A 14,220-nucleotide genomic window follows, 5' to 3' on the forward strand; every position below is an offset into this window, starting at 1 on the left:
TTCCCGCTCCAAAGACTTTTAATTGATAAAAAAATCCATGCCGCGGGATAGAGCAGCCTGGTAGCTCGTCGGGCTCATAACCCGAAGGTCGTAAGTTCAAATCTTGCTCCCGCCACCAATTAAAATTTAAACCAGCTGTTAACAGCTGGTTTTTTTATATATTTTTTGTTTTCTTCTACTTTTTTATAGGGTATAATATAAACTACATTATTGAGGGTGTATTTTTAGGAGGAAATTTATGAAAATAAAAAATCAGAGTTTATATGGACAAAATTCCGAAATAGAAGAAAAAATAGGGGATAGGTCCGTAAATTCCTTTATTAAGGTCAGGGGATGGATACTCATCATAGCTACCCTGGGTTTGGCAATATTCAGTCTTTTAAATATAGCCAGTGCGAGTTTTTATACCTCTATGAGATTTTATAAAACAGAATATTTTTTTGTAAAGAGGCAATTTTTGTTTCTTTTAGCTGGGATAGTCCCCTTATTTATGGGGTTAGGAATTAACTATAGATGGTATGAAAAAAAACAAGCCATTAAACTAATAGTTATCCTTACATTTATTTTATTTGGAGTTGTTGCCATAGGAACGGCCTTTGGGATCGATTCCCTGGTGCCAATTAGGAATGGGAGCAGACGTTGGATAGATTTTAAAATTGTTAAACTGCAGCCCTCTGAGCTGTTAAAAATTGCATATATCATCTTAATCGCCAAGGGACTCAATGCCTGTAAGCAGAGAAATTACAAAAATAAGGATGTGATATACACTATATTTCCATTTGTATTATTCTTTGTTTTATCTGTTTTTTTTCAAAGGGACCTGGGAACAGCCCTGCACTATATAGCTATCTCATTTATCATGATATTTTTTTCAGATATAGAATTGAAACATATATTTAAATTTATCGCTGTAATTGTCGTGATAGGAATAACCTATGGAAGTTATGCATACTTTATAGGAGATGACAGCTCCTATAGAAATAGGAGGATAAAAGCCTATGTAAATGGTGTAATCTATGATGATTATGACAATGGAGACGGGTATCAGATAAAACAATCTCTCATAGCTGTAGGAAATGGCGGACTTATTGGTAAGGGACTGGGAAATGGAACTCAAAAGTACAGTTATCTTCCAGAGATACATACAGATTTTATCATGGCTTCTGTTGGAGAGGAATGGGGATTTGTAGGAGTTTCCATCATGTTTTTAACCTATATAATTATCCTGCAGATAGGAACAACCATTGCAAAATCAGCTTGTGACCACTTTGGTAAATACTTAGCCATTGGAATTACGGGCTACTTATTCAGCCAAATAATAATGAATGTATATGTCGTTACCGGACTTATGCCGGTCACGGGAATACCCCTGCCTCTTATGAGTTATGGCGGGACCTCTCTGTGGACCACCCTGTTTTCTATCGGAGTACTTTACAATATTAACAAACACTCTTTAAAGGGGGGATCGAAAGGTGCAAATCAAGAAGAAAGAAGTTCAGAATAAGATCTATCAGGGAGCTATGGAAGTTTTTAAAGAAAATGGATATAGGGGAGCAACCATGAAAGAAATATCGAAAAAATCCAAAGTCCCAATTGGAAATATATATCGATATTATGAAAATAAAGAAGTACTTTTTGACGACATAGTCTTTGAACTGTATTCAACTCTTAAATATAACCATATTCATGAGGATCTGAAGAAGATATCCTCTGATTTAAATCAAAAACCCAGGGTATTTTTAAATAATTATATAAATTTAGCTACCTCTAAACCTATGGAATTTTTTATTCTTTTTGACTCCTCTGCAGGAACAAAATATGAGAATTTTTTGGAGGAGCTGGTGGAGATAAGATGGGAAAAATATCTGGCTCATAAAAGAAAAAGCGGTGTTAAGGATGAAAATATCGATGAAGATTTTATTATGATTTTAATGAAATCAGCCATTACCAGTATTATCGACATATGTAAAAAATATAGCAACAATGAAAAATTATTGAGATATTATCTGATTAAATTTGATTATTTTTTTAGGAGTGATATAGGTGATAAACTTAAAGAAGTCAGTTTTCATACCAAAAATTAGTCTGTTCTTCCTCCTTAGTTTAACTTTGTTTTCTGCTCCTCTGAAAATAGGAGTGGGTTCGGAATTTAATGCTGAATTAGTAAATTTTATAATGGAACAGGATGAAACCCTGGATATAGAACTGGTCAGGTATGAAAATGATAAAAATTTAAATAGAGATCTTTTAAATGAAAAAATCGATGTTAATATTTTTCAGACTTTAGATTATCTAAATTCATATAATGACTTAAATAATACCTCCATCAGCTCCATAGGGGAAACCTATGGAGAACTCATGGGGCTCTACTCAAAAAAGCATAATTCCATCAAAAGTATGCCGATAGGAGCTGTCGTAGCTGTTCCTTGTGATCCATCCAATAAAAAGAGAGCATTGATTTTTTTAGAAAAGATGGGACTCATAAAGCTGGATTATGGGAAAAAAATTACAATAGAAGGAATATTCTCCAACCCTTTTAAAATAGAGATTGTAGGAGTTGAGAGTTCCACATTGCCCAGGTTTTTAGAAGTTGCTGACTATGTGATTTTAACTGGAGGGACAGCTTTTAGCGTGGGGTATACTCCGCAAACAGATTCGTTATTTTTGGAGAGTTTTAATAAAAAATATATAAATGTAATAGTTTCCAGGAAAAAAATGATCAAAAATAAAAAAATCATTGAATTTTCTGAGCTGGCCAAAAGCAAGGAGACTAAATTATTTATTTTAGAAAAATATGGAAATAACATAAGTTTTTTTTAAAATTTTTAGAAAACAAAAAACTCCTATGTCAAGGAAGACTTTTTTTTTTGTTTTTTAATCTTTTTCTACCCCTTATTTATCAATCTTAAACCTAAATATATAAATTTTATATACTCCTATTTTGTAAAATGGGTTAGACACTTTTTACTATATGTGGTAATATTTTTATTGGAATTAACTAAATATAGTGGAGTGATGTTAAATGAAAGTAGTTAAAAGAGATGGTAAAAAAGTTAACTTTGATGCAAATAAGATAATTTGTGCCATAAACAAGGCAGCTATTGCTTCCAAGGAAGATGTCAGTACTAAATTTGCCCTGGAAGTGGTAAATAAAATAGTAGATTTAAATAAAGATCTGAAAGTTGAAGAGATCCAAGATCTTGTAGAAAAAGAATTGATGAAAACATATCCGGATATGGCTAAAAACTATATCTTGTACAGAGATATGAGAAATATAGAGAGACACAAGAGAACGACTATAAAAAAATCTTTCGATGGTATAGTTACTGTGGAAAAAAACGATATAAACAATGAAAATGCAAATATGGCTGGTAATACTCCTGCCGGTCAAATGATGACATTTGCAAGTGAAACTACAAAGGACTATACACATAAATATCTATTGAATCCTGAATATTCAAATGCCCATATGGCTGGAGATATTCATATCCATGACTTAGATTATTATCCTACAAAAACTTCTACCTGCGTACAATACGACTTGCAAAAATTATTTACAAATGGATTTAAATCAAAGCATGGAAAGATCCGTGAGCCTAAATCTGTCTCAACATATGCTACACTGGCAACTATAATATTCCAAACAAACCAAAATGAACAGCATGGCGGTCAGGCTATACCAGCATTTGATTTTTTCATGGCTCCAGGAGTATTGAAATCATTTAGAAGACACCTTAGATACAGATCACTGACATTTTTAGATGCAGATTATATTGAGGACAAAAATAATGAATTAAAAGAGATTATAAATAATTCAATCACTACCATATCTGTCAGTGAAGATGTTAAAAATATATTAGCTGAAAAATTAGGAATGGACATGAAAACTGTCGATAAATTAATTAAAATTGCCTATGCAGATACGAAGAATGAAACCCATCAGGCTATGGAAGGATTTATCCATAACTTAAACACCATGCACTCCAGAGGGGGAAACCAGGTAGTATTCAGTTCTATCAACTATGGTACTGATTTCTCTGCTGAGGGTAGAATGGTTATAGAGGAGTTATTCAAAGCTACTGAAGAAGGATTAGGAGACTCTGAGACACCTGTATTCCCTATTCAAATATTCAAAGTAAAGACAGGAATATCTTTTTCGGAAAAAGACTTTGAATTAGCTGTAAATAACTGGGCAAAAGCAGCTAAGGGAGAGTTAGAGTTTGAAACTCCTAACTTTGATCTCTTTATCAGAGCCTGTGAAGTTACTTCTAAGAGATTATTCCCTAATTTCGTATTCTTAGACACACCGTTTAACTTCCATGAAAAATGGGATATAAATGATCCTGACAGATACTTATATGAAGTAGCTACAATGGGATGCAGAACCAGGGTATTTGAAAATGTCAGAGGAGACAAGACTTCTATTGGCCGTGGAAATGTATCGTTTACATCTATCAACATGCCCAGACTGGCTATCAAAGCCAGAAAGGAAGCTGTAGAAAAATTAGGAGAGAACTCATCGGAACTTGAAACACTGGCTGTAGAGTTATTCCACAAAAACGTAAAGGAGATGGCTTACTTTGTAGCTTCCCAGCTAAAAGACAGGTTTGAATTCCAAGGTTCGGCAGTAGCCAGACAATTCCCGTTTATGATGGAAAACGGTATCTGGGATGGGGGGCAGAACCTGAACCCCAATGATGACGTCAGGGATACCTTTGCATCAGGGACGTTAGGTATAGGATTTATCGGTGGTCATAATGCAATGATGGCTCTCTATGGTGAAGGTCATGGAAAGAACGACAAGGCATATAATGCCCTGTATAAGGCTGTCTCTGACATCAAGGATATTGCTGCAGAAAAGAGTAAGGAACATAAGTTAAATTTCTCAGCTCTGGCAACTCCTGCGGAAGGGTTATCTGGAAGATTTACAAAGATAGACCGTGAGAAGTTTGGTACCTTTGAAGGTGTAAATGACAGGGATTACTATATCAACTCATTCCATGTAGATGTGAAGGAAGATATATCTTCTATGGAAAAGATAAAGAGGGAAGCACCATTTCATGAGCTTACTCGTGGGGGACATATTACATATATAGAGTTAGACGGAGAAGCTAAGAAAAATATCCTGGCTATTATGAAGATAGTTCGTGCTATGCAGCAGGAGGGAATCGGATACGGATCGATCAATCATCCTGTAGACAGATGTAAATCTTGCGGATTCAAAGGAATCATAGAGTGTACATGCCCGGTATGTGGAGGAAAAGAGATATCCAGAACCAGAAGGATCACAGGTTACCTAACTGGAGATTTAGACGGATGGAACTCATATAAACAGGCTGAGGAACAGGACAGAGTAAAGCATAACTAGACCCTCTTCCTTCTAGTTTTCTCCCTGGTAGGGAGAAACCAAAGCAGAGATTGAGAGTATAAAATATTATTGTAGAGGGGGAATTTTGATAATTCCCTCTTTAGTTTAGGGGAACTCTTCCTCACTCTTCCTTCTTATGGTTTCCCTTCGCAAAGGAAACCAAAGTTAGAATATTGAGTGAGGAGAAACCAAAGCTAAGAGTGAAAGAAGAATTTTGAAATACATACAGATATATACTATAGTTTTCTTTAACGAAGAGAAAACGTCAACAGGGAAAGAGTCGTTCTGACTCTTCCTTCTTATGGTTTCCCTTCGCAAAGGAAACCAACGTAGGAATATTGAGTGAAGAGAAACCAAAGCTAGTGGTGAAAGATGAAAAATTATTTTGAGGTGGGTATTATGGAATTATTTAATAAGAGTTCTACTAAAGATAAAAGAAATAATTTGAAACAGAATATGACCCTAGAAGAAGAACTGCTATGGAAAAATATTAGAAAAGATCAATTAGGAGTTAGATTTCGCAGGCAGTATGGAATTGGAGAATATATTGTTGATTTTTACTGCCCTAAATTAAGGATCGTTATTGAGATTGATGGTGGACAGCACTATATCGAAAAGGGATTAGAGTATGACCATGTCAGGGAAGAGTATATGAAAGAACTGGGAATAAAAACTCTTAGATTTAGCAATGCTGAAGTTAGAGATGATGTTGAGGGTGTAGTTGAGGAGATAAAGGGAGAAATATAAATTTTTTTTACAATCATTTATGCACTATAGTTTTCCTTAACGAAGGGAAAACGCTAACAAGGAAAGAGTGGTTTAAACTCTTCTTTCTTATGGTTTCTCTTCGTTAAAGAAACCAAAGCTAGCGGTGAAAGATGGAAACTTAATTTTAAATGTGATAAGGAAACCGAAGCTAAAGTACTAAAGTAGAGAAGAATTTGGAGGGGATCGATGAGTTTCTTAGAAAAAACTGATGATGTAAAAATAAGTGATAAAAATCCATTTTTAAACTGTAAACTTAAAAGAAAACCTATAGCAGATAATTTGACTAAAATAATTGAAGGAACTAATTGTAAAAAGGGATTTGTTTTTGGAATAGACTCGCCATGGGGTACTGGAAAGACTACTTTTATTAAGATGTGGGAAAAACAGCTTAGGTTAGAAAAATCGGAAGATATTTTTACAATTTATTTTAATGCCTGGGAGAATGATTTTCACGGAGATGTACTTCTTGCTTTAATTGGTGAACTTGATAAACATCTTGATGAGATAAAAAATGTCAATAAAAAAGATTTAGTTAAAGTCACTAAAAGTATTATTGGAGATTTAGCTGTAAATTTAGTGAAATCAAAAACATTAGGGATATTGGATTTGAAAAAACTTTATAATGAGTTGGAAGCGACGGAGAAAAGAGAGCTATTTAATCAATACCAAAAATACAAAGAAATAAAAGAAAATATACAGAAAGATTTAGTTAAAATTAAAGAAAAATTAAACGTAAAAAAAGTTATATTTTTTATAGATGAATTGGACAGATGCAGACCTGATTATGCTATTGAAACTCTTGAGAAAATAAAACATTTATTTGAAGTAGAGGGATATATCTTTGTTTTATCTTTAGATAAAGAACAGCTATCTCATTCTGTATCCACAATTTATGGGAATGGCATGGATTCAGAGGGATATTTGAGGAGATTTATAGATTTAGATTATTCACTACCTAATCTAAGTAAAGATAATTATATCAATTATTTAATGGAGAAACATCATTTAGACGAGAATATTGAAAATACTAAATATTTTTGGGAAGTTATCAGTAATTTTTCAAAAATGGAAGAGATAAGCTTAAGAGATTTAGAAAAATTATTTTATAAAATTAAATTAATATTACCTTTAACTTCTTTTTATGACTCTATTAATGATTCGTCTGATGCTATTGAGATTGTATTAGGTTCAATGTATGCATACTTTATTTGTTTGAATCAAAAATATAATGATGTCTATAATATTTTAATGTCAAGTAGACCAAATATATTTGGGACTATTTTGAACGGTGGTTTAGTTAGTCAAGGTATAAGTGATGAAGAAAAGAAAATTATGGTTGATAATTATAATAAGAATTTAAATTGGGTTGAAATAAAAGACGAAAATTTTCAAGAAAAAATCGAAGAAATATTAATAAAAATAAATGAAAGACTTTCTAAAAAAACTACATCCTCAATAAGGAGTTATGAAAATGATTCTATAATATCTAAAATTTTTGAAGAAAATCGATTTATCATTAAAGATCATATTGAATTTATAGGTAATTTTAAATTGCAGTAAATATATACTATAATTTTCCTTAACGAAGGGAAAACGCCAACAAGGAAAGAGTAGATTTGACTCTTCTTTCTTACGGTTTCCCGATTACGAGTATTAAAATTATTCTAACTAGAAAAATTTTTAAATGTGATAAAGAAACCGAAGTAATCGTGAAAGAAGGGTTATAAACGCCAACAGGGAAAGAGTTGGATAACGAGCAAAATAAATAAGAAGAAAGAAGGAATAACATTGAAAATAATAAAGATATTTAAAGAAACAATCTCCGACGGGTTCGGATTCAGATACTCCATCTACTTCTCAGGGTGCACCCACTACTGTGAAGGCTGTCACAACCACGAGACATGGAAGGGCGACATAGGCAGGGTCTTAGACGAGGAATACATGGATGAAATAGCAAGGGAGATAAACGGCAACTCCATGTTGGACGGGATCACTTTGTCTGGAGGAGATCCATTTTTTAACCCGGAGGAACTTTTAAAGTTTCTAGGAGAGATAAAGGCCAGAACCCATAAAAACATATGGTCCTATACGGGTTATACCTTTGAAAATCTATTGACAGATCCTGTTATGAGGGAGTGTCTGGACTATATAGATGTACTGGTGGATGGTAAATTTCAAAAAACCGACTATCATCCGGAACTGCATTTTAGAGGGAGCAGCAACCAGAGAATAATCGATGTTAAGGAAAGCTTAAAGAATGATAAAATAATAACTTTAGAATTTTAGAAAAACACCTGTATTAGGTGTTTTTTTTTTGTATATTCCCATTGTATCCACTCATATGATATAATAGTCCTATATTTATTGACGAGTTTATGGTGTTTGAACAGGAGGAAGGATATGAAAAATAGCAAAAAAGTTATCCTTCACTACGATATGGACGCATTTTATGCATCTATAGAGATCAGGGATAACCCCAGTCTTGCCGGTAAACCTGTAATTGTAGGGACCAGTGTCATAACTACCTGTAACTATGAAGCCAGAAAATATGGGCTGCACTCTGCAATGAGTGTCACCAAGGCCAGGATGCTCTGTCCCTATGGGATATACCTAAAAGTTGATAAGGAAAAGTATAGCAGAGTTTCTAAACAGATAAAAAATTTGGTCTTAAGACTGACCAATAAGGTAGAATTTATAGCTTTGGATGAAGGGTTTGTAGATATTACAGATATTATAAAAAATTATCCATCCTATGAAGTGTTTGCCCTGAAATTTCAACGGGGTATATTAAAAAATACAGGATTAACCTGTTCTATTGGAATAGGGTATAACAAACTCAGTGCAAAATTAGCCAGTGATGCTAAAAAACCCGGAGGAACGACATTTATCAGGGATCTGGATGAGTTCGCCGATTTCATGTGGGATAAGGGGATAAAACTCATACCGGGGGTAGGAAAGAAAACCCAGGAGATTTTGGGCCGGAAAAATCTTGTAAGGGTATCCGATGTTTTAAAGATGTCACTGCAGGAGCTGAGGAGTATATTGGGATACAACAGAGGTGAGATGATCTATGAGTATTCCAGGGGGATTGATAACAGGAAGGTGTCTGTAGAATCAAAGACACACTCTATCAGCAATGAGAGAACTTATTCGGCTCCTTTGGAAGACAGGGAATTTATATGGTCTGAATTTTTAAGTCTCTTGGAGAAAACTCATAAAAGGCTGAAATATCAGAAATTTCATACAAAAACTCTAACTTTAAAAGTGAGGTATCTGGACAGGAAAACTATAACCAGGTCTAAAAGTATCAATATATCCACTCAAAATATAGAAATTCTAAAAAGATTATTGGCTGAACTCCTGGAAGAGATCAATTTAGAGGATAAGATTAAATTATTGGGGATAAATCTGGGTAATTTGAGTGAAAATAAGGAATACCAGCTGTCTTTCAAGGATGTAGAGGGGATAAAAAAGGAAAGAAAAATACAAGAATTAAAAGATAAAATTAATAATTTAAAGAATTTAAAGGATTAAACTATTTTAATTTTAGGAATAATATTGTATAAATAATATAAGGATAAAAATAAGTATATAATTTTAGGAGGAATAAAATGAAAAAACTTGCAAATGACTTTATCAACTTTTCCCACTCTTCAAAATCGGTATTTCATGCAGTGAAAAATACTGCTGATATATTGATAAATAATGGATATAAAGAGATCTTAGAATCTGAAAAATGGAAATTAGAAGTTAATGGGAAATATTTCTTCACAAAAAATGATTCTTCACTTATTGCATTCTCTGTTGGAAATGGAAAATTAAATGAGTGCGGATTTAAAATATCGGGGAACCATACGGATTCTCCAGGGTTCAGAATAAAACCCAACCCAGAGATGGTAGGAGATTCATACCTTAGATTAAATACAGAGGTATATGGGGGGCCTATTTTGAACACATGGCTGGACAGACCTCTGAGTATTGCAGGAAGGGTAGTTGTAAGATCAGAGAATGTTTTCAAACCTAAAACAATCTTAGTAAATATAGACAAGCCATGTCTGATCATTCCCAACCTTGCTATCCATCAAAACAGGGAGGTAAATAAAGGAGTTGAATTGAACAAACAAAACGACACTCTGCCTATTTTAACACTGGTAAATGAGGAACTGGAAAAGGAAAACTTCCTATTGAAATTAATAGCTGAGGAAAATAATATAGACCTGGCTGAGATTTTGGACTTTGACCTGTACCTGTATGAATTTGAAAAGGGAACTCTTGTAGGATTAAATGAGGAGATGATCTCCGCTGCAAAGATAGATAATTTAGGAGCACTCTATGTTGGTCTGGATGCCTTTCTTGAAGCAGAAGATTTTAATGGTGTAAATGTACTGGCTTGTTTTGACAATGAAGAGGTAGGAAGCAGTACTAAGCAGGGGGCAGACTCAAATATGCTCTTAAATGCCATGGATAGGGTGTCTATATCCTTAGGGCTGGACAGGGAAGAATTCTTTTGTGCACTGTCAAATTCATTTATGCTGTCTGTAGACGGGGCTCATGCAGTTCATCCGGCTCAGAACCAAAAGACAGATCCCATAGTAAGACCTAAGATGAACCATGGTGTGGCTCTGAAAGTTACCGCTAATCAATCTTATACTTCAGATGCATATTCACTGGCTGTAGTAAAACAAATATTAGAACCCAATGGAATTCCATATCAATATTTTGTAAATAGATCGGATACACCGGGGGGGTCTACAATAGGGCCTATTTCTTCTACCCATCTGGATATAAATGCTGTGGATTTAGGATTGGCAATGATTGGAATGCACTCCATTCGTGAACTATGTGGGGTAGAAGACCTTATGAATTTAAAAAAATTACTTAAAAATTATTATTCCCTTTAAAATAAATATTTGATTTATTGAAGGGGATACAGAGGAGTGAAAAGATGAAAATATTACTGGTAGAAGATGAAAAACAGATATCGGACTATATAACCAAGGGGCTTTTAGAAGCAGGGTATGATGTAGATGCTGTAGATAATGGAGAAGATGCCATAAGCTATGCTACAAACAATGACTATAGTTTAATATTACTGGATATTATGATCCCTAAAAAAAATGGAATAGAGGTAGTAAAATATTTGAAGAAGCAAAAAGACAATACACATATAATCCTCATATCAGCAAAGGATCAGATTCAGGATAAAGTTGTGGGATTAGATGCAGGAGCAGATGATTATTTAGTAAAACCATTTGCTTTCTCTGAGTTGTTGGCCAGGATCAGAGCTATATTCAGAAGGAGCACCGAGGGGAACGATAATGTTTTGACAGCTGAAAATCTAAAGATGGACTTAGTCAAAAGAATTGTCTCCAGGGATGGGCAGATAATAGACCTGACAAGCAGGGAATTTAATCTGTTGGAATACTTTATTGAAAATAAGAATACTGTTTTAACTCGTATGATGATCACAGAAAAAGTATGGAATATCAACTTTATTTCCGATACAAATGTAGTGGATGTATATATAAATCATTTGAGAAAAAAAATTGATAAAGCATTTGATAAAAAATTAATCCATACTGTCAGAGGAGTTGGGTATATATTAAAAGATTAATTAACTTTAGAACTAACTTTAGAAAAAATAATTTAATATTTGTAACTATGGTTAAAAGCAGTGTTCGAAATTTTATTGCACTGGGAATTATTTTTACAGGAGTCTTTTTTTTAACTTCTGGTTTATTTAAAAATTATGTGAATAAAGAGTTAGCCAGTGAGGCTGCGGTATTTCAATATCTCCTAAAGGAGGAAGGGGTAGTTTTTGAAGCCAATAGGGTTATAGATTACCTGGATCTTCTTCCTGTACGTTTAGATATTATAGTAATAGACGCAGAAGCTAAAAAGCCTGTGTATGTAGAAATAAGTGACGATGCCTTTGTTTTTAGTAATTCTAAAGCTCTAACGAAACTTATAAAAAATGTTGATCTGGAAAAAAATCTATATGCCACTGTTGAAAATAAAAGAGTTTTAATAGGGCGTTTTACCAATGGAGACAAACCATATATCTACGCACTTATCAGGGATGTTTCAGATATAAATCTTTATCTTTCATGGCTGATTATAACTTTTGTTATGATGAGTTTTTTAGCTGTAATTTGGAACTATTATAATACCAATAACATAGTTGACACCCTCTTAATGGGATTAAATGAGATAACTAACTCGGCCAACGATATTAAAGGTAAAAATTTATCTAAAAGGATTGAAATCACCTCTACAAATGATAGTATAGGAAATCTGATATTTACTCTGAATTCCATGTTAGACAGGGTGGAAAATAGTTTTATTAGAATAAGTGAATTTACAGATAATGTCAGTCATGAGCTGAAGACACCTATTATGTCTATTAAAAGTATGATAGAGGTGGAGCTCAGCAGTGAAAGAACTGTGGAAGAATACCAGGAAGACCTGGGAAAGGTATTGGATGAAGTTAACTGGTTAAATAATATTATTCAAAAATTATTAATTTTTACTAAAAATCCGGAATCATTGGAGGAACATTTTAGACCTGTAAAGATAGAAAAGATGATCCTGGAATTATGTGAATTTATGGATATCCTCACCCTGGAAAAAGAAATAACTTTAAACTGTCAGTTAGAAGACAGCGAGATAGAGGTTTTAGGTGAGGAATCACTCCTTCGGGATATATTTTTAAATATAATATCCAATTCTATTAAATATAACAAGGATGGAGGAGAGATAAATATCACCTCTTTTATCCTGGAAGATAAGATCGGAATTCGGATTTCAGATACAGGAATTGGGATTAAAGATAAGAATTTAAAGAAGATTACAGAAAGATTTTTTAGAGAAGATAAGGTCAGGACCACTAAAAAATCCGGCTCAGGATTGGGTCTCTCCATCGTCTCCCACCTGGTGGAAGTTCATAGGGGAACTCTGGAAATAGAGAGTACCGAAGGAGCAGGGAGTGTATTTACAGTATATCTGCCCAAGGTTTAAGGAATGTGCAAAATTATTAAAGAAAGAGGCTGCCTAAATCTTAAACCGGCAGTCTCTTTTTTAACGTCACGTTGCATGGATATATTTATATGGAATGGTATACAGACAGATAGTGAAGGGTGGTCCCTGCTATTACAAAAAAATGCCATATGACATGGGTATATTTAACTTTTTTCATGGAGTAGAAGATGGCTCCTACAGAATAAGAAATACCCCCGGCTATGAGCAGTATTAGTGATACCGAGTTTAAACTACTCCTTAGGTTTCCAAATGCAAAGACTATCATCCATCCCATAAATAGATAGATCAGAGTGGAGGTTGTCTGGAATCTGCCTGCAAATTTAATTTTAAATAAAATTCCCAGACTGGTTAAAGTCCATTGAATACCCAGGATTACCCACCCTGTAATACCTCCTAAGATCAGCAAAAATGGAGTATATGATCCGGATATAAGTACATAGATAGCAGAGTGATCTAATATTTTGAAAATTTTTTTATATTTTCCCACAGGAAGGATATGATATATTCCCGACATAAGATATAAAAATATAGCTGAAAGACCAAAAACAGTAAAACCTATAATTTGTTTTATCCCTCCCTCTTGTACAGCATGGATGATTAGAAAAGCCAGGCCGCTTATTGCCATCCCGGCTCCCAATAGGTGGGTTATGGAACTCACATATTCCTCTAATTTTAAATATGGATTAATAACTTTCATTCTGCCTCCTTTAAAATTTCAAAATAACACCTGTTTTTTATGTTTATATTTATATTCTAGCATATATAGAAGCTTAATTCTCATATTATCGATTAAATTTTATTAGAATCAGACCTCTTTAAAAGGTGGATTTTAGTCATAACTTAAAAATGGGCCGGATTCAAAGAAAAAATAAGATATGAATAAAATTATGTTATAATACTAAGTATATTAATGGAATAAAAGGAGCATTCCTGTATAATAAAAAAGTAAATGGTTGAAAAAAAAAGATACCTCGATGTAAAATTAAGACGACTAAACCCTAATATTTTACGGAGGTATCCACATGAAGTTTAACCAAAATAGCAAA

12 protein-coding genes and 1 tRNA gene are annotated in these 14,220 nt (G+C 33.6%); 12 read left to right on the forward strand and 1 reads right to left on the reverse strand.

Features of this window, described 5'->3' with window-relative positions; all coding sequences use genetic code 11:
* Positions 1-41: 41 nt before the first annotated feature.
* From DYH56_RS14920 to DYH56_RS14975, 12 genes are all read left to right on the forward strand, one after another.
* Positions 42-118: transfer RNA gene (locus DYH56_RS14920), tRNA-Met, on the forward strand.
* Between the two features lie 120 nt (positions 119-238).
* Complete coding sequence (locus tag DYH56_RS14925) at positions 239-1,504, forward strand: FtsW/RodA/SpoVE family cell cycle protein (protein ID WP_114643666.1); 1,266 nt, start codon at positions 239-241, stop codon at positions 1,502-1,504.
* On the forward strand, positions 1,473-2,084 hold the full coding sequence (locus tag DYH56_RS14930; RefSeq protein WP_114643667.1) for a TetR/AcrR family transcriptional regulator: 612 nt from the start codon (positions 1,473-1,475) through the stop codon (positions 2,082-2,084). The genes DYH56_RS14925 and DYH56_RS14930 overlap by 32 nt, the downstream gene beginning before the upstream one ends.
* Positions 2,044-2,820, forward strand: coding sequence for a MetQ/NlpA family ABC transporter substrate-binding protein (locus DYH56_RS14935; RefSeq protein ID WP_114643668.1), 777 nt, complete (start codon positions 2,044-2,046; stop codon positions 2,818-2,820). Before DYH56_RS14930 ends, DYH56_RS14935 begins: the two co-directional genes overlap by 41 nt.
* Before the next feature lie 202 nt (positions 2,821-3,022).
* A complete protein-coding gene (locus tag DYH56_RS14940; protein ID WP_114643669.1) occupies positions 3,023-5,368 on the forward strand; it encodes an anaerobic ribonucleoside triphosphate reductase in 2,346 nt (781 codons plus the stop codon).
* A gap of 399 nt (positions 5,369-5,767) precedes the next feature.
* Entirely contained in the window at positions 5,768-6,115 is a 348-nt protein-coding gene (locus tag DYH56_RS14945) for an endonuclease domain-containing protein (RefSeq protein WP_114643670.1), read from the forward strand.
* Positions 6,116-6,322: 207 nt separating this feature from the next.
* On the forward strand, positions 6,323-7,696 hold the full coding sequence (locus tag DYH56_RS14950) for a KAP family P-loop NTPase fold protein (RefSeq protein ID WP_114643671.1): 1,374 nt from the start codon (positions 6,323-6,325) through the stop codon (positions 7,694-7,696).
* A 228-nt stretch (positions 7,697-7,924) separates the two neighbouring features.
* The gene (nrdG, locus tag DYH56_RS14955; protein WP_114643672.1) at positions 7,925-8,422 is read left to right on the forward strand and encodes an anaerobic ribonucleoside-triphosphate reductase activating protein; all 498 of its coding nucleotides are present in this window, start codon (positions 7,925-7,927) and stop codon (positions 8,420-8,422) included.
* A 114-nt stretch (positions 8,423-8,536) separates the two neighbouring features.
* The gene (gene dinB / locus DYH56_RS14960) at positions 8,537-9,670 is read left to right on the forward strand and encodes a DNA polymerase IV (protein ID WP_114643673.1); all 1,134 of its coding nucleotides are present in this window, start codon (positions 8,537-8,539) and stop codon (positions 9,668-9,670) included.
* Between the two features lie 77 nt (positions 9,671-9,747).
* A complete protein-coding gene (locus DYH56_RS14965; protein WP_114643674.1) occupies positions 9,748-11,037 on the forward strand; it encodes a M18 family aminopeptidase in 1,290 nt (429 codons plus the stop codon).
* 44 nt (positions 11,038-11,081) lie between these two features.
* A complete protein-coding gene (locus DYH56_RS14970; RefSeq protein ID WP_114643675.1) occupies positions 11,082-11,750 on the forward strand; it encodes a response regulator in 669 nt (222 codons plus the stop codon).
* A 47-nt stretch (positions 11,751-11,797) separates the two neighbouring features.
* Complete coding sequence (locus DYH56_RS14975; RefSeq protein ID WP_114643676.1) at positions 11,798-13,153, forward strand: sensor histidine kinase; 1,356 nt, start codon at positions 11,798-11,800, stop codon at positions 13,151-13,153.
* Positions 13,154-13,238: 85 nt separating this feature from the next.
* Here DYH56_RS14975 and trhA read toward each other — a convergent pair whose 3' ends face one another.
* Positions 13,239-13,871 (reverse strand): PAQR family membrane homeostasis protein TrhA, encoded by a 633-nt coding sequence (gene trhA / locus DYH56_RS14980; protein ID WP_114643677.1) that lies wholly within the window; start codon positions 13,869-13,871, stop codon positions 13,239-13,241.
* Positions 13,872-14,220 lie beyond the last annotated feature (349 nt).

It is taken from the genome of Psychrilyobacter piezotolerans (assembly GCF_003391055.1).
Taxonomy (GTDB): Bacteria; Fusobacteriota; Fusobacteriia; order Fusobacteriales; family Fusobacteriaceae; genus Psychrilyobacter; species Psychrilyobacter piezotolerans.

What these genes read in the sequence shown, in the direction of transcription:
- DYH56_RS14965 (WP_114643674.1), top strand. Translation starts at nt 9,748, where the DNA reads ATGAAAAAACTTGCAAATGACTTTATCAACTTTTCCCACTCTTCAAAA.
- DYH56_RS14925 (WP_114643666.1), top strand. Translation starts at nt 239, where the DNA reads ATGAAAATAAAAAATCAGAGTTTATATGGACAAAATTCCGAAATAGAA.
- DYH56_RS14950 (WP_114643671.1), top strand. Translation starts at nt 6,323, where the DNA reads ATGAGTTTCTTAGAAAAAACTGATGATGTAAAAATAAGTGATAAAAAT.
- DYH56_RS14945 (WP_114643670.1), top strand. Translation starts at nt 5,768, where the DNA reads ATGGAATTATTTAATAAGAGTTCTACTAAAGATAAAAGAAATAATTTG.
- DYH56_RS14940 (WP_114643669.1), top strand. Translation starts at nt 3,023, where the DNA reads ATGAAAGTAGTTAAAAGAGATGGTAAAAAAGTTAACTTTGATGCAAAT.
- DYH56_RS14970 (WP_114643675.1), top strand. Translation starts at nt 11,082, where the DNA reads ATGAAAATATTACTGGTAGAAGATGAAAAACAGATATCGGACTATATA.
- trhA (WP_114643677.1), bottom strand. Translation starts at nt 13,871, where the DNA reads ATGAAAGTTATTAATCCATATTTAAAATTAGAGGAATATGTGAGTTCC.
- dinB (WP_114643673.1), top strand. Translation starts at nt 8,537, where the DNA reads ATGAAAAATAGCAAAAAAGTTATCCTTCACTACGATATGGACGCATTT.
- DYH56_RS14975 (WP_114643676.1), top strand. Translation starts at nt 11,798, where the DNA reads ATGGTTAAAAGCAGTGTTCGAAATTTTATTGCACTGGGAATTATTTTT.